The organism is Paenibacillus andongensis (genome assembly GCF_025369935.1).
Lineage (GTDB): Bacteria > Bacillota > Bacilli > Paenibacillales > NBRC-103111 > Paenibacillus_E > Paenibacillus_E andongensis.
The window spans coordinates 5,788,619-5,808,753 of the sequence record NZ_CP104467.1; the positions used below are offsets into that span (position 1 = coordinate 5,788,619).

The 20,135-nt window shown below is 45.8% G+C and carries 16 protein-coding genes; 2 read left to right on the top strand and 14 right to left on the bottom strand.

The genetic code is table 11. The features are described from left to right. Window positions 1–100: 100 nt before the first annotated feature. The 11 genes from NYR53_RS25975 to NYR53_RS26025 form a co-directional block, all read right to left on the bottom strand. On the bottom strand, window positions 101–844 hold the full coding sequence (locus tag NYR53_RS25975) for a LutC/YkgG family protein (RefSeq protein WP_261302001.1): 744 nt from the start codon (window positions 842–844) through the stop codon (window positions 101–103). After that, window positions 837–2,354 carry a LutB/LldF family L-lactate oxidation iron-sulfur protein gene (locus NYR53_RS25980; protein ID WP_261302002.1) on the bottom strand — a complete coding sequence of 506 codons (1,518 nt, stop codon included), beginning with the start codon at window positions 2,352–2,354 and terminating at the stop codon, window positions 837–839. Before NYR53_RS25980 ends, NYR53_RS25975 begins: the two co-directional genes overlap by 8 nt. Next, the gene (locus tag NYR53_RS25985) at window positions 2,341–3,084 is read right to left on the bottom strand and encodes a (Fe-S)-binding protein (RefSeq protein WP_261302003.1); all 744 of its coding nucleotides are present in this window, start codon (window positions 3,082–3,084) and stop codon (window positions 2,341–2,343) included. Before NYR53_RS25985 ends, NYR53_RS25980 begins: the two co-directional genes overlap by 14 nt. A 112-nt stretch (window positions 3,085–3,196) precedes the next feature. Then, a complete protein-coding gene (locus tag NYR53_RS25990; RefSeq protein WP_261302004.1) occupies window positions 3,197–3,964 on the bottom strand; it encodes a DeoR/GlpR family DNA-binding transcription regulator in 768 nt (255 codons plus the stop codon). A gap of 9 nt (window positions 3,965–3,973) precedes the next feature. Beyond that, the gene (gene rhaB, locus NYR53_RS25995; protein WP_437180075.1) at window positions 3,974–5,473 is read right to left on the bottom strand and encodes a rhamnulokinase; all 1,500 of its coding nucleotides are present in this window, start codon (window positions 5,471–5,473) and stop codon (window positions 3,974–3,976) included. Beyond that, window positions 5,470–6,690, bottom strand: a complete 1,221-nt coding sequence (rhaI, locus tag NYR53_RS26000; RefSeq protein WP_261302005.1) for an L-rhamnose isomerase — start codon at window positions 6,688–6,690, stop codon at window positions 5,470–5,472. Before rhaI ends, rhaB begins: the two co-directional genes overlap by 4 nt. A 26-nt stretch (window positions 6,691–6,716) precedes the next feature. After that, the gene (locus NYR53_RS26005; RefSeq protein ID WP_261302006.1) at window positions 6,717–8,786 is read right to left on the bottom strand and encodes a bifunctional aldolase/short-chain dehydrogenase; all 2,070 of its coding nucleotides are present in this window, start codon (window positions 8,784–8,786) and stop codon (window positions 6,717–6,719) included. A gap of 892 nt (window positions 8,787–9,678) precedes the next feature. Next, window positions 9,679–10,884 carry an MFS transporter gene (locus tag NYR53_RS26010; RefSeq protein WP_261302007.1) on the bottom strand — a complete coding sequence of 402 codons (1,206 nt, stop codon included), beginning with the start codon at window positions 10,882–10,884 and terminating at the stop codon, window positions 9,679–9,681. Between the two features lie 290 nt (window positions 10,885–11,174). Next, a complete protein-coding gene (locus tag NYR53_RS26015) occupies window positions 11,175–11,792 on the bottom strand; it encodes an SLOG family protein (RefSeq protein ID WP_261302008.1) in 618 nt (205 codons plus the stop codon). Between the two features lie 557 nt (window positions 11,793–12,349). After that, window positions 12,350–13,375, bottom strand: a complete 1,026-nt coding sequence (locus tag NYR53_RS26020; RefSeq protein ID WP_261302009.1) for a dienelactone hydrolase family protein — start codon at window positions 13,373–13,375, stop codon at window positions 12,350–12,352. A 23-nt stretch (window positions 13,376–13,398) separates the two neighbouring features. Next, window positions 13,399–14,682 (bottom strand): Gfo/Idh/MocA family protein, encoded by a 1,284-nt coding sequence (locus NYR53_RS26025; RefSeq protein ID WP_261302010.1) that lies wholly within the window; start codon window positions 14,680–14,682, stop codon window positions 13,399–13,401. 135 nt (window positions 14,683–14,817) lie between these two features. Between NYR53_RS26025 and NYR53_RS26030 the strand changes: the two genes are divergently transcribed. Next, window positions 14,818–15,675: a helix-turn-helix transcriptional regulator gene (locus tag NYR53_RS26030; protein ID WP_261302011.1), complete on the top strand. Its 858-nt coding sequence runs from the start codon at window positions 14,818–14,820 to the stop codon at window positions 15,673–15,675. Window positions 15,676–15,724: 49 nt separating this feature from the next. Here the strand turns inward: NYR53_RS26030 and uxaC are convergent, their stop codons facing one another. The 3 genes from uxaC to NYR53_RS26045 form a co-directional block, all read right to left on the bottom strand. Next, entirely contained in the window at window positions 15,725–17,125 is a 1,401-nt protein-coding gene (uxaC, locus tag NYR53_RS26035; RefSeq protein WP_261302012.1) for a glucuronate isomerase, read from the bottom strand. A 194-nt stretch (window positions 17,126–17,319) separates the two neighbouring features. Further along, complete coding sequence (locus tag NYR53_RS26040) at window positions 17,320–18,252, bottom strand: VanW family protein (protein ID WP_261302013.1); 933 nt, start codon at window positions 18,250–18,252, stop codon at window positions 17,320–17,322. 115 nt (window positions 18,253–18,367) lie between these two features. Next, window positions 18,368–19,177, bottom strand: coding sequence for a phytanoyl-CoA dioxygenase family protein (locus NYR53_RS26045; protein WP_261302014.1), 810 nt, complete (start codon window positions 19,175–19,177; stop codon window positions 18,368–18,370). A 168-nt stretch (window positions 19,178–19,345) separates the two neighbouring features. On the opposite strand from NYR53_RS26045, the gene NYR53_RS26050 reads away from it, so the two are divergent. Further along, entirely contained in the window at window positions 19,346–20,119 is a 774-nt protein-coding gene (locus tag NYR53_RS26050; RefSeq protein WP_261302015.1) for a helix-turn-helix domain-containing protein, read from the top strand. Window positions 20,120–20,135 lie beyond the last annotated feature (16 nt).

Genomic DNA, 20,135 nt, shown 5'->3' on the forward strand with positions numbered 1-20,135 from the left:
CATGAATAATGTTGACAACATTTTAAGCCGAGAGTTGTAGGGGCTCACTTATTAAATAAAAAAGAGCCGCAAGAGAAATCATTCCCTCACAGCTCTTTGGTTACTCAATGATAAGTGCATAAACGATGCCGGGTCCATGGACACCAATGGTCAAATCATTCTCGATGTCGGCCGATCGGCTCGGACCCGAAATGAAATGAATGCCTACCGGTCTATCTTTGGCAGCAAGTTCATCGAATGGGCGCAATACTTCGCCCAATTTCGTCCTTAGACGATCCACTGGGATGATAGCAATGAAAGTGGTTGGCAGCAAACTGACACTTCTGCCTCTAGTCGCATCGGATGTGACTACGAGTGAACCTGTGTACGCGACAGCGTGCTGGACCGCCACGATGCCGATGTCCGCTCCTGCCGCTTTCGCGACAAGCTCATCTTTGGTAGCAGGATCAGCACCTTCTGCGTTCCACACCGTGATCTCCGTTTCCGTGTCAGCAAGCGAAGCTCGAATAGACTCTAGCTCAGGTTGATCCTGAATGATCAAGTGCTTTGCTTGTGTTTCTACGATGAAGTTTGCAATGAAGTCCTCAGCTTCATTCATACTCCTCAAACGCTTCGTATGGCCCCCAGCCTTCTGCCAGTTCGTCATGAACAACTGAATACGCTGTTCGAGCGGGAGATCCACCTGCTCCCAGAATTCAGGAGCTCCCTTCGTGCTATGCGAAGGAGCTGTTTGCAATGGCTTAGCTCTGCCTAGCCGATTAGAAATATTAGAAAAGAAGGCCTCCTGATCCTTCAGGGCTTCTTGGTGAAGCTTCTGGAGAAATGCTGCATCTGATTTAGCCATGGTGATGTCCTCCTCCACCGTCTTTGCGGTCAGCCACAAGCTTCTCCATGCGGGCTTTCATCACGGAATCAAGTTCAGGGAATGTTCCTTCTAAACCCTGCTCTATGTCCTTCCAGGATTCACGGAATGTCTTCTTCGCCAAACTAGGCGCATACCGATACGAATTCCAACCTTTTAACGGACCTATCTTCGCTTTAATATGACCATCACGAACTAACAATTTCTGACCAATGCGACCGATTTTGATCAACGCTTTAACCCGCTTCGCGTCGGACATCAAGAAATTAAAGCCTTTCATGCCGGCTTTCTCAACAAAATCCGCCCCCCCCCGTTCTACTTTGCGTTGACGGAGATAAATCAGCATATCGTGCAGCGGTATCTTCACCGGGCATGCCTCATAACAGGCACCGCAAAGACTTGATGCACTCGCGATGTCGTCCCATTGGTCGACGTTTTTGTTAAGTGCCGGCGTAAGCACAGCGCCGATCGGACCACTATATACACCGCCATAAGCGTGGCCGCCGATGTGACGGTAAACCGGACATGCATTCAGGCATGCCCCGCAGCGAATACAATTCAGCAATTCCTGGAACTCAGGATCTCCAAGCTGCAAGGAACGTCCATTATCTAGGATAATGACGTGCATTTCTTCCGGTCCATCGCCGTCCTGCTCCCGCTGCGGTCCAGAAATCACAGACATATACACCGTGAGTTTCTGTCCAGTAGCCGATCGCGGCAGCAAGGTTGCCATGACTTCGAGATCGTCTAACGTAGGAATGATTCGCTCCATGCCCATAAACGTGATTTGTGTCTTAGGGATGGTACTAACCATCCGAGCATTGCCTTCATTTTCGAAAAGAACGATAGACCCTGTCTCCGCAATAGCAAAATTACAGCCCGTCATCCCAATGTCGGCTTCAAGGAACTTCTCGCGCAGCTTCCTTCTTACATAGCCAGCCAATATACCCGTGTCCGGCTCAAGCTTCTCGCCTGCATCCTCAGAAAGCAGATCGGCGATCTGATAGCGATTTTTGTGAATCGCCGGAATTATAATATGTGAAGGCGTTTCGCCTGCCAGCTGAATAATATATTCGCCAAGGTCCGTTTCAATCGCCTCGACACCGATTTGCTCAAGCGCATGGTTGATATGCAATTCTTCGGAAACCATTGACTTGGACTTAACGACACTTTTAGCCTTCTTATGCTCGGCGATTTGCATCGTCAAACGAACAGCATCTGCAGCATCTGCTGCGAAATGCACATGTACACCCTGCGCTCTCGCATTTTCAACAAATTTGCCAAGATAGTAGTCCAAGTGTGCAATCGTATGCAGCCTAATTTGCCTGCCTCGCTCCCGCCACTCTTCCCAGTTCCCATGCTCTTCAGTCGCTGCCAGCTTCCCATTCTTCAGACGTTCGGTCGTGAACTTAACCGCATTGCGAAGAAAGTCATTGTTCAGCGCGACTTTGGATCTTTCCTTGACGGTCCCACCAGGTTTATGATCGCTCATGCGCCAGCTTCACTCCCTCGAATAGTAATTCCGCTAGATGCATGACCTTCACGGGTTTTCCACGGTAGGATAAATTGCCTGCAATATTCATTAAACATCCCATATCTAGTCCCACTAGCACCTCTGCTTCCGTTTCCAGCACGTGATCCGATTTCTCAGATACCATAGCACCTGAGATATCACACATTTTCACCGCAAAAGTCCCGCCAAATCCACAGCAATCCTCCGCATGAGGAAGAGGCACAAGCTCCAAATCTCGGATATTTTTCATCAGCTGCATGGGTTCCTCTTTGACGCCTAATAGTCGACTGCCGTGGCAGGACGGATGATAGGTCACTTTGTGCGGGAACACGGCCCCCAAATCAGTCACACCTAATACTTGCACGAGGAACTGCGTGAATTCATATGTTTTTTCTACTAATCGGTTAGCTCTTGCTAGATTAATAGGGTCATTTTCAAAAAGCTTCGGATAATAATGATGAATCATGCTTGTGCATGAACCCGAAGGTGATATGACAAAATCACTGTCTTCAAACGCTTGAAGCAGTGTCAACGCGGATCCTCGCGCCTCTTCCCAATAGCCGCTATTGAAGGCAGGTTGACCGCAGCATGTCTGAGTTGCAGGGAAGTCTAGCTTGACGCCATATTTGGCAAGTAATTGAACCATAGACTCACCAACCTTGGGATAAACAAGGTCGCTCAAGCACGTAATGAATAAGGATACTTTCATGATTGCAGCTAACTCCCTTCCTTAATCGTTCCCTCCTCAGAGGCGTTTGGTTATACAAAAAACCATCCTCAGTACGAGAGAGAACATACTGGTGATGGGAGGAACATCTTTTTTAACCTTTATCTAATTGGAGGACGTGCACACCCTTTTCGCGAATCTGCTCCACATCATCCTTGTTGGTTTGCCCGTCTGTAATCAAGTGCTTGATCTCAGGCCAGCCGGCTACTTGCGTTAAAGATTGCATGCCGAATTTACTATGGTCAGCAAGCAAGTACGTTTCATCAGCAATACTGATCATTTTGCGTTTAATGAGCGCTTGCAGCTCGTTGGATTCGCTAATTCCACGCTGGATATGAACCCCTTTGCATGACAAGAACAGCTTATGAACGTGATACATATCCAAGGATCTTTCCGCTAGTGGTCCTACATAGGACAACGATTTTGGCGAAAGGAGTCCACCTGTAGATATGACCTGAATTTTCTCCTTACCGCTCACCTCAAGCGCAACCTTCATCGAGTTCGTGATGATCGTCAGCGGCATATCAGGAATTATTTTGGCCATATACCAAGCTGTTGTACTTGCATCTAAAATGATCCGATCATGCTCCCTAATATGCGATACCGCTTCCTTCGCGATGCTGTTCTTAAAATCCGACTGCGCCGTTTCCCTTTCCATGAAAGGGACTTCCGACTGCGCTTCCTTCACACTTACAGCGCCGCCATGGCTGCGCATCAGCTTTCCTTCGCTTTCTAGCCGATCCAAATCACGTCGTATCGTTTCTTCTGTTACTTGGCACAGCTCGCTGAGCTCCGTTACGCGAATACTTCCTCTTTCATTCACCAACTGAACGATTCTTTGCCATCTTTCCGCTACCAGCATCGTATTCCCTCATTTCACCGTCGATCGGGACGCCACCTTACAAAATGCTGCATACGCTGCCTGCCAACCCGCTCCATCCTGAGGGACGTACGTTTTGACCGGGAACGAATTCCGAATCAGCTTTCTGGCTTCGCGCAAATTCGCGATATACCCTAGTGATATCCATTGTACTACAAGGTTACCTAAGGCACTACCCTCAACAGGACCGGCCCAAACCTCGCGCTGTATAGCATTTGACGTGAATTGACAAAGCAGCTCGTTCTGAATGCCGCCACCAACGATGTGAAGACCTTGATACTTCTTCCCCGATAGCAGTTCTGTTCTTTCTAAAACAAACCGATACTTCAAAGCCAAGCTTTCCAACATACAACGAACAATTTCGCCTTCCGTTTGCGGTACAACCTGTTCCGTTTCCCGGCAGTATTGCTGAATTTGCTTCGGCATATGCTCAGGATTTAAGAACATGTCATCATCCGGATCGATGAAGGATTGGAAAGGCTTCACCTGCTCGGCAAGCTTGACTAACTCAGCAAAGCTGATATTCTTGCCTTCTTTATCCCATGTACGCTTGCATTCCTGAATTAACCATAGTCCCATGATGTTCTTGAGCAAACGGTTCGTACCATAAACGCCGCCTTCATTGGTGAAATTCCAAGCTAATGCCTGTTCACTAAGCACCGGCGCCAACGTCTCCGTTCCGAGCAGTGACCAAGTACCGCAGCTTAAGAAAGCGAAATCTTCTTCTAAAGCGGGAACCGCGACAACAGCAGATGCTGTATCATGCTCGCCAACGGCAATGACAGGAATTGAAGGAACATCAAGTTCATCACAAATCTCTTTGGTTAACGCGCCAACTCTAGTCCCTGACGAAACCGGTTTCAGTAATAGCTTACCAGGAAGACCAAGCTGATCTATAAGCTCCGTGTCCCACGTCTGAGTTGTTGCATTAAATAGCTGTGTCGTTGTGGAATTGGTGTACTCGCTGTGTCTTTCTCCTGTTAAGAAATATCGGAGCAAGTCAGGAATCATCAAGAACGTATCTGCACACTGCAGAAGCTCTGGATTTCTTTCTTTTAACGCATATAGTTGAAAAATCGAATTAAATTGAAGGAACTGAAGACCTGTTTTGGCATACAGCTTTTCACGACCAACAAGATCAATGACCTTATCCATGACATGGTCCGTTTGATGGTCCCGATAGTGATAAGGATTACCGAGAAGCTCACCATTTGCTGCAAGCAGCCCGAAATCAACCGCCCATGAATCTATGGCTAAGCTCTCGATATCCGTATAACCCAGATGCTTCATCTGTAAAATACCTTGTTTTAATTCATGAAACAATCTCAAAATGTCCCAATGAAGGTGGTTGCCCACCTTCACCGGATCATTCGAGAAGCGGTGAATTTCCTCGATCGTAACGATGCCCGCTTCGGAATCAAGTCGTCCGACGATCGCTCTGCCGCTGCTTGCTCCCAAATCAAAGGCCAGTACGCAGGAGGGCTTACTCACCAGCTGGCACCTCCTTTGCCACGAACATTAATGCTTTCGTCGTAGCCGCTTTCCAGGTAAGCTTTCATTGGATCAACAGGTACACCGATCTCTTCACGAACAGCTTGCAGAAGCGGGGTAACGTCGAATTCGAATGCCTTACGCACAGCATCTTCTGCGCCTAGAACGTCTTGACGCACTTGAGCGTCTCTAACTTCATCGAGGTTGATCAGCAAAGCTTTCGCATACTGTGTTTGAACATTAAGCACGGATCGCAGCATCGCTGGAATTTTACGCTCAATATTGTGGCTTTGATCGATCATATAGGCAATATTGTCAGCTGCCTGACGGATTTGTGGATTTTTATCGTTCGCTGCATCAATGATTTGGTAGAAAATCAGGAACAATTCATATGGATTGACCGAACCAACGATCAGATCATCATCCCCATATTTGCGGGAGTTGAAGTGGAAGCCGCCTAGTTTATTTTCATCCAACAAGTAAGTCACGATATGCTCAATGTTCGTACCTTGCGGGTGGTGACCTGTATCTACTAGCACTTCAGCTTGAGGACCCAATTTGTTCGCCAGATTGAATGCCATTCCCCAGTCCGCTAAATCCGTGTGATAAAACGCAGGCTCATAGAACTTATATTCAATCAGCATACGCATGCTTGACGTCATGGCTCCGTACATTTCTTTAAGCGCTTCATACATCCATGTTTTACGAGCTCGAATATCGACTTGCCCAGGGTAATTGGAACCGTCAGCGAACCATAGGCTCAGCACATCAGAACCTACTGTTTTAGCAATGTCCACACACTCCAACAAATGATCCGTCGCTTTACGGCGAATAGCTTCATTAGAATTCGTCACACTACCAAAGATGTAATCATCCTCTTGAAAAAGGTTCGGGTTTACAGCCCCGATAGAAACACCGAGATCAGTTGCGTGCTGCTTAAGCTTTGCGTAATCGTCCACTTTGTCCCATGGGATATGGATGGCAACCGACGGGCAAACACCCGTCAGTTTATGGACCTGCGCAGCGTCTTCGAATTTCTCGAAGGGATTACGCGGAACACCGTTTTGCTTATAAACTTTGAAGCGAGTTCCTGAATCCCCGTAGCCCCATGAAGGTGTTTCTACTTTAAGGGCTTTTAGCTTAGCTTTAACAGCTGCTAGGTCAATGCCTCTATTTGCTTGCAGCTCTTCGAACAAGGCATATGCTTTATCGCTCATCGGATTAAATCCTCCTATTAGGTGAATTAACGTGTGAAGGCAGCCGGAACGCCACCGTCAACTGTGATCATACAACCAGTCGTTTTGTCTGCTTTGGAAGAAGCGAAGTATACGATAGCTTCCGCAACGTCTTTCGGGAAAATGTTTACGAGCAGCGTCGTTCTTTTGCGGTAGTGCTCTTCCAACTGATCTGGTTCAATACCGTAAGCTGCAGCCCGTTCGTTGCGCCAGCCGGAATTCCAAATCGCGGAGCCTTGAAGAATCGCATCAGGCAATACCGAGTTCACACGGATGCCGAACTCCCCGCCCTCAGCGGCGATACAGCGTGCCAAGTGAATTTCAGCCGCTTTGGCTGTCGAGTATGCGGAGGCATTTTTACCTGCGAATACCGAGTTTTTGGAGCCGACGAATACCATGCTGCCGCCGATGCTTTGTTTTTTCATAATTTTAAAAGCTTCTCTAGCTACGAGGAAGTAACCCGTGCTGAGCACGTTCATGTTCAGGTTCCACTCTTTGAGTGATGTTTCGTCAAAAGGACTGGAAGTCGCAAGACCCGCGTTATTCACGATAATATCGATACCGCCGTAGCAGAGAATCGATTCGCGGTAAGCGGCTTCCACTTCCTCTTCTTTCGTTACATCCATTTTAACGGCAATGGCTCTGCTTTCGCCATACTGCTCGTTCAGTTCGGCTGCTAATTTTTGCGCGCCTTCGAGATTCAGATCAGCTAGAACGACGTGCGCGCCTTCTTTTAAAAATTGACGAGCCGTTACGCTTCCGATTCCACCTGCTCCGCCTGTGATGAAAGCTATTTTACGAGAAAACTCCGCTTCAGCCGGAGCCAAAGTTAATTTATAAAGTTCAAGAGGCCAGTACTCGACATTAAAGGATTCATTTTCGCTTAAGGAAACGAACGTTCCGAGAGCTGTTGCGCCTCTCATTACGGCAATCGCACGGTGATAGAGAGCTCCGCTTACTTGCGCATTGGACCAGCTTTTGCCTGTGTTGATCATCCCGATACCTGGGATCAGGATAACGCGAGGTGCTGCTTCGTTCATGACGTCGCCTTCATTTTTGTTACGGTCAAAATAAGCCTTGTACTCTTCTTTGTAAGCCGCGATTCCAGCGTTTAAAGCTTCAATTAAGGAAGCCACATCACGGGAGTTGGGATTCCAATCGATGTAAAGAGGCTTCATTTTCGTATGAACCAAGTGATCCGGGCAAGCCGCTCCAACTTGGGATAACACAGCAGCATCTTTACTGTTAACGAACTTCAGAACATCATCCGCGCTGTCCGTAGTGAGGATCATTTTCTTTTCGTTGCCCACTGCTCCGCGAACGATTGGTAGGACTTGTGCCAAAATATCTTTTTGCTCGGATTCGGAAAGAGACTCGTACTTCGCTCCGCCATAAAGGCTGCTCTCGTTCACACGTGCTTCAATGAAGCTTTCTGCTTCTTGAATGATAGCCAAAGTTTTGAGGTAGCTCTCTTCCGACGTTTCACCCCAAGTAACCAGACCATGCTTCTCCATCAGCACGAGCTCAGCCTTTGGATTGTTTCGAACGCCTTCCGCGATCATTTTGGAAAGTGTAAAACCAGGACGTACATAAGGTACCCATACGAAACGGTCGCCGTAAATTTCTTTGGCCAACTCACGTCCGTTGTGTGCGCAGCAGAGACCGATAATCGCATCAGGATGCGTGTGGTCAACGTTTTTGAAAGGCAAAAATGCATGTAAAAGCGTCTCAATGGAAGCACGCGGATGTTTACTGTCGATCATACAATTCACAAGGTAAGCAACCATTTCTTCGTCGGACATTTCATCTCGCTCGAACAACGGACGAATGTCTTCCATGCGAAGACCTGTGAAATTCTTTGCTTTCATGGTAGCAAGGTCAGAACCGCTGCCCTTTACCCACATCACTTCTACATCACGACCGCGGAAATCCTTCTCAATGGTTTTGTACGATGTGTTACCGCCGCCCCAGTTGGCAACTGCACGATCTGTCCCTAATAAATTGGAACGGTACACCAGTTCCTCTACGCCTTTCGATACTGCCTTCGCTTTTTCCGCTTCCCACAAATTCGCAACCATACGTATCCTCCTAATATAGGGATCTTTGAGCGTAGCTCAAAGTCTCTCCGCTTTGGGATCTTTGAGTGCTGTAGCTCAAAGTCTCTCCGCTTTGGGATCTTTGAGCGCTATAGCTCAAAGTCTCTGCTTACATCCCATGTGTGTTTGTTCTTGATGGATTCATCGTAACACATCTTTGTTTATTTTTGAATACTTATTTTTATTTTTGTTTATAAGTAAAAACAAAGCATAACGGACTTTAAAACTAACATTAAAACAAAAACAAAAAGGAGCTGTCCCGAAAGGGGTATATAAACCTTAAAGGGCATCTACCTAAATTTGGTTACACGTATCCATAAGGACTTCCTCCAATAAAAAGGAGGTCCTTTTGGTGCAGAGTTGTTCTTAACGGAACGACAAGCCTCTAAATTGATTAAAATGAGCTAAAAAATTGAATTGGCGGAACGAGATGGCGTTATTCGATGAAATTTGGGCTATCCGCAGCTAAAAACAACGAAATAACGTCACTACGTTCCTCGTTTGCTTGAATTAGCGCATATCTCACCTAAATAACGCCTTTACGTTCCCTCCCTCTGTGAAAGCCTACCTTTGATTAACGGATGCATGTATCCATGAAGATGACTCACACAGACGAACTTAGCGGTAGATTTAGACACTGTGCTCCTAGCTCTCCCCCACAAAGTGAAGCATATCTTTCGATGTATAATCCGATTACTTTGCGGGGACCCCGAATCCCTCGCTCCGTTCGCGCGGGCGAACCCTTCGGGGTTCTCTTCTGGCAAGAAAATCAAAAAAATCCCCTGCAAACAGAAATGTCTAGGTTCATGAACTTAGACATCTCTACTTGCAGGGGATGAAACCATAAGGAATAGCAGGTATATTTAGTCTGACCTTACTCTGATGAAGATGATGGGACGGCCGCCACTTTGGGACCGCGATATTTAAAGAAAATGGCCACACAGATAAGCGCTAAGCCATTGATGGCAAAAACGAGCGGAATCCCGATCCAGCCACCCAAAAAGCCTCCGATAATCGGACCACTCATAGTTCCAAGCTGTGTAGCGGATTGATTTAAACTAAACGCTCGGCCTCTAAAGCTGGAATCCGTAAATTTCACGATGAGCGCATTTAACGCCGGGTAGACGGCAGCAAAGAACAACCCATAGCTAAACCTCAGAATGCCAAAGGCCAATAGGTGATGAGTGCCCAACTGAAGCAGATTCCCTATTCCTCCGCCAATTAGGCCGATGAACAGTGTTTTGGAGTAGGTGATTTTCTGTCCGAGTTTCCCCCATCTCGGTGCTGCAATGACGGTTGCAATGCCCACCGCAGAGAAAATAATGCCTGAACTGAGCGAAGCTGAGCTTTGGCTGCCGCCCATTTGCAGCACATAGATGGTAAGCAGCGGCTCGACAATCATAACCGAAGTTGCTACCAACATGGTGACTCCTAGTATCATCATGAAAGGGCGATTATGAGCAGCCGACTTCAAATCATCTATAACGCCTGAGCGCGCAGCCGAGCGATTAAAGTTCGTTTCCTTCGCCCCAAACAGCCCAATAAAGGCTGCGACTAAGACGACACACCCTGAGACTAAGAACGATTCTCGGTTACCCACCCAGTGACTGACGAAACCGCCTACCAGTGGACCGATGACACTACCTGCGGCGCCTGCCGTTGACATCACCCCAAGCGCATAACCAACTTCTTTTTCAGGCGTGTTCGTGGCTACTAAGGCAATGGAAGCAGGAACAAAACCGGCAAGCAATCCCTGAAGAATCCGAACGACCAGAAATAAGTAAGGATCATGGACAAAAAAGGTCGCAAAATAAAGAACGCTTAGGCTGAAGCCTGAGCGAATCAACATCGGTTTACGGCCATACTTGTCCGCCAAAGAGCCCCAATAAGGTGCGATTAAAGCGCTAGCCAAAAAGGTAATACCAAACGTAATGCCTGACCATGCTTCCAGTCCTTTATCAATGCCGAGCTCCGTGTGCAGAAAGATGGGTAAGAAAGGAACAGAAATCGTATACGCCATGCCGCAGAAAAATACACCGATCCATAATGTGATAAGATTACGTTTCCAGGAAAATGCCATGTGTTAACCCCCTGATGCTTGATGACTGAACGACCATAGATATACGAAGATCTCCCGGCAACCGTATTTAATATGTATATTTTATCATATTGTTAAAGATTGTGTGAGCAGAGTATTTCATTATAACTCTTACAAATCTTCCATGCCTGCAAGAAAGAGAGGTTAGTTGCTCGTACATCATCATGTACAAACATCCAACCTCTTTCTGCTAGCTCACTTTTGGGGCAAACCGGCTGCTTCCAAAAAATGACGGAACGTCCATCATGGAGAATATTACTAAGAATATTCCTTTATATTTCTTCAAAGTCCGCATGATTACCGCCGTCCGCGAAGTCGAAGTCTCCAGCCAGATCTCCCATCTGATCACCCTGTTCATCTTCGGTGATATTTTGCAAATCATAGGCATTAATCGTGATAATCGGGTAGGCATGATTCGCAGCAATCTGTGCAGCCTGCTGTTTCATAAACTTGGGTGACCCCTCTGTATCTTCATCATAAACAAGAATGATGCCGTCAGAATTACGCAGCAGAAACTTGTCTCGTTCTTTAAACTGCCAAGGTCCTTCATATTTGGTTTTTGTCACGCTGTTCACGTAATTCGCGCGTTCCATGACGCTATTATAGCTATTTTTCTTATCATCGCTCCATTTTTCTTCTTGCTCAAGAAAAGGGGTGACGACAGCTAATTTCAGTTCTGGGTAGGCGCCTCCTCGAAGTTCAAGCACAGCCTCAGCCGCCCACAATTCGACTCCCCATTGTCCACTCACAACGACCCATTCTAAACCTTCATCCAAAAGTGCGATGAGTCTTTTTTTGATCGCTTTTTTGATAATCGGAATGCCTGGGTGCTTTAATGAAAAAATGCCAAGCTCTGATGCTTTATAACCCGTTATTAAGACTCGTTTCAAAAGAGGTACACCACCTTGTTAACTCTACCTAACAGGTTAGCATAGTTATGCCTCGATAGAAAGATGAGGGGTATAAAATTCAATTCCAAATCAATTGATCTAGCACACACTCATATAATCGGAAAAGCATATAATAGATTACCACAACTTGAGAGGAGGAAATTAGTTGAACACTTCAAATAAATATCGGGTTTGTAAAAATTATGTTGGACGTAAAGTCATGATAAAAACGACTCAAGGAACCTACCAGGGTAAAATAGTAAAGGTAGATAAGAATAGAGTTTATTTAAAAACAACTCGTAACAAGAATAAGGCTCAAGTCTCGTTTATCCCATTTATCTTACCACTTGTACTTTTCGATTTATTAGTCATAATTCTGTTGGATACAAAGCCAAGACCATATATTTAATATCAAAAACCCCATCTTTTGATGAGGTTTTCTTTTTTACAAGCTTAAGTTTTATGCGAAATATTTGAATTACCACGAAAATGTTTAATAAACGTGTGGTTCGATTAGGGAGAAGAAGAAGAGCCGCGGCTCTTCTTCTTCTATACCATCAAGATTCTAAAGCCTCAACCAACCAAGGGTAGGACCGGCTCCCATTCACTTCATGAACACCTTCAAAAAGATGAACCCCCAATTTTTCACCCGCATCCGCTTCAGCGTACACCTGCCGTAAATACTGAATCGCCACCTCCGCTGTTTCTACTGGAAAAATGGGGTCCTGCTGGCCAGATTCAACAAACAGTGGGCGAGGAGCAAGTAAACCAAGTAATTCAGGGAGCTCCGAATAATCCAAAACACCCGGCAAATAATTGTCGATGCAGTGGTGAACATGCATAATGCTTCCTTTGAACGTATTTACAAAGGCGCAGAGTACCGTTGCTTTGACTCGTTCATCGATTGCCGCGGTATATGCAGCGATAAGTCCCCCACCCGAGAAACCGAAACATCCCACTCTTGCTGGATCCACCTCCTCTCGCGACAACACATAATCGATCGTCCGCCGAGCCTCTTGCACACGCAATCCCGCCAGCGAGATGCCATATAAATGCAGATGTGAGGCAAGCGTTTGACAGGAGGAATTCCCGACTCGCCCATCCTTCTGATCCGCAGCCAGTCTTCGATCTCCGAATCCGATGATCTCAGGCACGACCACGATGAAGCCGCGTCTCACTAATTCCAGAGCATAGTTGCCATGAATATCCGGCTTGCCTGTATGTTCAGTTCCATCTGGATGGAGACCAACAATTTGCCGACTACCGTAACCATGTCCGTGCAGCGCCAGCACCGCTGCTGTTCGTTGAGTCTCCCTTTTAGGTATCAACACAAAAGCCGGAACTCGAAACCCCCAGACCGTACCGAATTCGATACGCTCTCGAACATGATCTTCGAGCTCTATGCGCTCTAGGAGAACAGGACGAAGATCATCTTGTTCTACCAATGCCATATTTAAAGATTTGATCAGGCTCCGCTTTAACCTTTCCTGGGTCTGTTCGGCATTCTCAGATTGTTTCTGCTGCAGACGTTTTTTCTCGTAGGAATGATAGAGATTTTCCATGATTGAATCTGGATTCCACAAGTAATCCCACCTCCGGCGACCTTTTAAAATGCAACAAGCTTATCCACCGCAACCGGTTGTCCCGTACGCAAAGAAATATTGCCAGCGATACCAGTCAGAATTGACATCGCCCCGTCAACGTGAGAAGCAGCTCTCTCAAAGCGATCATCGGATGGCTTATCAAAAATATCTTTCAAAAGTATAGGATCACCGCCGCCGTGACCGCCAACACCTTCTTCAATTTCTACTTTATAAGGAGCCGCGAACATCGGAAATACCCTGATCGTCTTTTCCTTCAATGCACCTTCATCCTCTTTAAGACCACCCGAATTTACGTACGATTTCTCAACAACTTTCATTTCAATACGACCCTTGCTGCCATTGATTTGCACACTGAAGCCTTCCCAAGGCATATAAGCATTAAGCGAGTAGGTGAGAATGGCTTTGTTTTTATAGCGAACCATAACGCCCATTGTATCTTCAATACTAATTCCATCACCAAAAACACTTTGATCGCGTTGATACCCATCCTCATGCTCCGCATCCAAATACAGACCTTTAAGGTGTTCATTTTTATCTAAATGAAGCGCAAATGGATCATCCTTCGCATTTTCATTCCCTGTCGCACGTTGATAAAAGTTAGTCACACCGCGCTTCTCGGCATTTTCCCTGCCATAGAACATCAAGCCACCCATCGCAAAAACCGTCTCCGGACGCGTCCCCAACCAGAAGTTCACGAGATCAAAATGATGCGTTGATTTATGCACAAGTAAGCCTCCGCCATTGCGTTTATCGCGATGCCATCTGCGGAAATAGTCCGCCCCATGCTCGGTATTCAGCAGCCACTCGAAATGGACAGAATGAACATCACCTATCGCACCGTCCATGATTAATTCACGAATTTTCGTATTATGCGGAGCGTAACGGTAATTGAATGTCACGCGAAGCTGTTTCCCTGTGCGTTTAATGGTATCGAGAATTTCTTGACACTTCTCTTCATCTACAGTCATCGGCTTTTCTGAAATGACATCGCAACCAAGCTCCATCGCTTTAATGATGTATGTATGATGTGTACGATCAACAGAGGTGACAATGACATAATCAGGCTTTTCTCTGCGAATCATTTCTTCAAACTGATCCGCTTTATATGTAGGGACAGCGTTATATTCATATTTATTGACGAGTAAGCCATTCGTAAAATTCATTCTCGTTTGATTTACATCGCAAATCGCAACCAGCTCTGACGTTTCTTGAAAATCCTTTACAATGGCGCCATAGAAAAATTCCGCTCTTCCTCCGGTACCAACTAGTGCATAACGCTTCTTCATAAAAGTGAACCCCTCTCACGTATAAGGATATGTCTTCATGTTCGAATGTCCTATCTCAAGGTTAATACAATATTTGTTGCGTTTCTAATCAAATCTTACTTAATCACTTTTATTCCTTGCATATCTTGCTATATAATGAGCAATAAAAGACCGAACGAAGAGGTGTCCACTTTGCTACTCTACGAAATTGAAAGATTGCGCAGAGATCGCCCCTACTCTATGACAGTAAATCATTTTCATGATCACTATGAAATTTATTATTTACTCAGCGGGAAACGCTACTATTTTATACAGGACCGTTCCTATTTGATTCAAGAGGGTGACCTCGTCTTTATCAATAAAAACGAACTTCATAAAACACGAAATGCGGATGTCCACCATCACGAGCGCATTCTACTTAGCTTTGATGATAGTTGGATTCGCTCGATTGATGAGGAGGCATCGACACATTTACTTGTTCCTTTTGGGCAGAAACAGCATATTTTTTCCCTAACAGGTACGAATCGCACTTTTGTTGAGAACCTTCTATTCAGCTTATTGCGCGAACAGAAGCAGGCTCTAGGCGGCTGGCAGCTGAACAGCAAAGCCCTGCTCACGCAGCTGCTCATCTTCTGCTCGCGTCTCACTGATAAGTTAAGCTCGACCCAGGAACACCCGCAAGCTCAGAATCCCAAAATATTCGAAATCGTCGCTTATATCAACGAGCAGTATAGAAACCGTTTGACGTTAGCTTCGATCTCCGAAAGCTTCAATATCAGTCCAAGCTACTTCTGCCGTTCTTTCAAAGAAACGACCGGATTTTCGTTCATCGAATACTTGAACAACGTTCGAATCCGCGAGGCACAGCGGCTGCTGAGGGAAACGAAGTTGAAAGTCATCCACATCGCCGAGCAATCCGGCTTCGATAGCGTCGCTCACTTCGGCCGCGTGTTCAAACAAGTGACCACACAAACGCCGCTGGAATGCCGCAAACTGATGCGCCATAGTTTGTAAATGAAAAAAAACCTTCGAGCAGGCAACAACCCGCACGAAGGTTTCTATTTTAAAAACCGAAATATTGCTTAGCATTATGATAGGAAATCCCTTGAACCAGCTGTTTCAGCAGCGGTTGGTCGTCCGGGAATTCTCCTGCTTCAACCCATTCGCCTATCATATTGCAGAGGATTCTGCGGAAGTAGTCATGTCTTGTGTAGGACAAGAAGCTTCTGGAATCGGTTAACATACCTACGAATCGGCCAAGCAATCCAAAATTCGCCAGCGATTTCATCTGCGAAACCATACCATCTTTGGTATCATTGAACCACCAAGCGGATCCTAATTGAATTTTGCCAGGAATTCCATCACCTTGGAAGCTGCCCATCAGGGAAGCGAGAATTTCATTATCTCGTGCATTCAAGGAGTATAGAATCGTTCGAGGCAGCGAATCCGCAACAGCAAGAGAGGATAACAAACCCGTTAAGGCGCTTGCTACCGGGCTATCATTAATCGAGTCGAATCCGGTGTCTGGGCCCAGCTTCGCGAAAGCTCGTCCGTTATTGTTGCGGGAAGCATTGATATGGTACTGCATCGCCCAATCCAGCTTCTTGTACACGCCTCCTAAGAACAGCAGCGTGAACGCTTTATATTTCTTCTCTTCTTCCAAACTAACCGCGCTGCCAGCAAGAGCCTTTTTAAAAATCTGATCCACTTCTTCTTTGGTTGCTGCAGCGTAAGGCACATAATCCAGGGCATGGTCAGACACCTTACATCCAACTGAATCAAAAAACTGCGCTCTACTCTCTAATCCAGCCAGCAGGTCATCGTAGGAACTGATCGTAATACCAGCGGATTGTTCCAATTGACCGATCCATGGAAGGAAGGTGGCGCGATTGATTTCAAGCGCTTTGTCAGGACGGTATGAAGGCAGGACTTGTGTATTAAAATCTTTGATCTCTTTAATTTTGATGTGATATTCTAGCGAATCCACCGGATCGTCCGTTGTGCAAATGACGGTTACTTTGGAATTCGTAATGAGATCTCTGGCGCGAGAACCGCCCTCTGCCAGCTTTGCGTTCACTTTTTCCCAGATGGCAGGCGCATTCTGCTCGTTAATAATGTCATAAACACCGAAATAGGTACGAAGCTCCATATGAGACCAGTGGTACAGCGGGTTACCAACAGCCATAGGTACCGTTCCAGCCCAAGCCAAGAAGCGATCATAATCACTAGCTTCACCAGTAACTTTCTCTTCCTCCACACCGTTGGCACGCATCATTCTCCACTTATAATGGTCGCCGTACAGCCAAGCTTCCGTAATGTTATTGAATTGTTTATTTTCATAAATTTCCTTAGGACTTAGATGGCAGTGATAATCAATAATCGGCAGATCTTTGGCAAATTCGTGGAATAGATGAACCGCGGTATCGTTCGTAAGCATAAAATTCTCATCTAAAAATGTTTTCATAAAGCTAAATTCCACCCTTCTCAAGCTGAATTGATCTGCCATCTATTCTAGCGAAAGGTGACCCGAAAATCTTGTGATTTTTTGCTTTCATTTTGTAAAATATGCATATATTGACCTCATCTCCGCCATAATTCAGTCCTAAGCAAACAAAAAGCCCCATACACCAACAATGACGTTGGAACGGAGCTTATCATTTACGGCACAGGCTGACCTACATTGGTTCCCGCTTGTATTTCCTCCGGCAGAACATCAGATGCACTCGGAACATGCCGCGGCTTATAATTAATGACATCAGAAGACGAAATACTAACGAAGACCCGGCCAGGTAAAGCCTGAGCCCTTATCAAGATAGGTTGATTGTAGTTGTTCTTAAAGGTGAAGTCAGGACCTCCCCAATTCACCGTAGCATCCCTACCTGGCGGAACATAGGGGACAGATCGGCTGTGCGAATATCTTTCTACGATTTTGAGACCAGCACGATCCACCGCGTTAAACAAAGTAGAAGAAATTTGACAAATACCTCCGCCAATCCCTTCAGAGAATTCTCCCCTTACAATAATTTTTGCTGGCATATACCCCTTTCCACGCGTCCGAACGCCAACAACACGGTTGAAGGAGAACGTTTCATTCGGTTGAACGACATAATTATTAATCGCTTGGGCGGCAAGCTTGATGTTCGTAAACCGATATTTATTGTTCGAGTTAAAATAGGTCTCATAATAACCTATGGGACGCACACGTATATTCGCTAGCAGCTCGCTGTCTACTTTGGGATATACAGATAACTGCGGTACTTCAAATTTCATCGGACCTTCTCGATAATAATTCTCATAGAATTGCTCAACAAAAGCTTGTCGATTCAGCCTTGACCCTGCAATCTCCTTCACGATACTTCCCTCATCATTAATAGTTGCATTAATCGGTTTGCGATACATATTCTTATCGATCACGTCTGCAAGCCGCTTTAATCGTTCATCATCAATGATCGGTACATCAAGAAGATTGATTGTGTACGATTCCCGCTGCACATTGGCAATGCTATGACCCATATTGTCATTCGTTATTCGAAATGGCACTTCATTTGGCTGGGCAAGAAGCAGCAAGCCCATTATCCAACTATAACTCATGAACGCTATCACCCCCTCCTCTAGTGTAAACAATTGAAATGATTCCATACTATGTAAAAAAGGACCAGCCTACATCAATGGATGTCAGACCGATCCCTTATGGCTAGATGAAAGATTAGTGAGGATAAACCGTTTGGAATTCTTCGCCACACGGCCCTCCATTAGGGTTAGCCTCTAAATCAACAGTCTCTCCATTCTGCCGATACAAAGGGCGATAATGATCGCTGATATGGGTTGCCGATTGGTTCGCATAATGACAAATGAACGCCCGACGGAATCGGTCCTTCGTTTTGTTTCGATAAGAGCCATGGATGAGATTCCCGTTAAAAAAGAGAACGTCGCCTCGCTGCATGATGACTGGGATGGCTTTTTCTTCTTTTGGCGGCTTCACGTAATGAGTCGTAAATGATTCTTTGGCATCTGCGATGTCCGGACAAGCAATTTCGAGTGTATTCGTTTTGGGCACAACAAGTAAGCCGCCGTTCTCATCATCTGCAGCATCAATGGCTGTCCACGCTGCTATGCAATTACCCGGTTCGACCTGCAAATAGAAGTTATCTTGGTGAAGCGCTTGCCCGCGGGAACCCGGCGGCTTGTAATAGAACATACTTTGCGCGGCAAGCGCCTCTTCATCATACAAATCTGCTAACACTTCCATAACTGGCTGGTGCAGCATATATTTCTTTGCCGTCTCATTGAAGCGGTGCGGATGCATGACTCGCGGATATCTTTTTAACGGATCAGATCCATCCGCTTGTAAATCCGGTTCAAATAAGCCTGGTACCGTATGGTGGCTAATCTCCTCAAAAGTAACATCGATTTCAGCCAAATTTTGTTCAGAAAACAATCCTTTTACGATTAAATAACCTTCCGATTCAAAATGCTGTTTTTGTTCATTTGAAAGCTTAAACATTGTCCGTGACATGTCGGTCCCCTCCATGAGTAAGTTGAGTTTGTATTCCCTTATGACATCATCATATCGAAACCTCCATAGACAATGAAGTAAGAATGATGCTAATTACTCATACAATCCTGCTATTTCCTGATATACTTGTAGTAAATTTCTGCAGAAGATGAAAGGGACCATACGATCATGAAATTCGATGATAGATCCTTCTTGGCCGGACAATTTCTAATGCAAGATACCTATGTAACCAAGCGGCCAGAAGGAAGAAACGACTGGCTCCTTACTTTCACACTTGAAGGTGAAGGCTACTTTAACAATTCAGGCAATGTACGAAACTGCAAACCGGGTGATCTCACCCTCCTGAAGCCAGAAACTCCGCAGCATTACGGCACGAAAAAAGATCATGTTTGGCATTTCGCCTGGGTACATTTCCCTTCAATCTTCACAGAAACCAATCTGCTGCCGGATGAAGAGCTGCTTATCCTAACTATCGAAAGTGACTCCATTCGTGAACGCATCCATCGAGCTTTCACACGCATATTGGAGGATTCCCGAGAGCGCGGTGACTATTGGTTCGATCTATGCTGCAGCTCTTTACGGGAAATCCTCCTTATCACGGCTCAGAAAACAAACAAAAAAGTTGACGCGCGAATCGAGGAGGTTCTCCACCTGCTGTCCCAACAGATGCGTCAGCCTATTCGGGTTGAGGATTTGGCTCAGACTGTCGGGCTCTCCCCTTCGAGACTCTCCCATCTTTTCAAAGCCAGCACAGGGTATTCCATTATCGATACGCTTAATCGGATGAGGATCCAACAAGCCGTGCTCATGCTAGAACATACTGGACGGAGCGCCTCAGAGGTTTGTTATGATGTGGGCTTTCAAAACTATAATCACTTCACTAATCAATTCCGCAAATGGTATGGCATGAACCCAAGTACATTCATGAAAGAACGACGGTAAAATTTATTTGACAGTT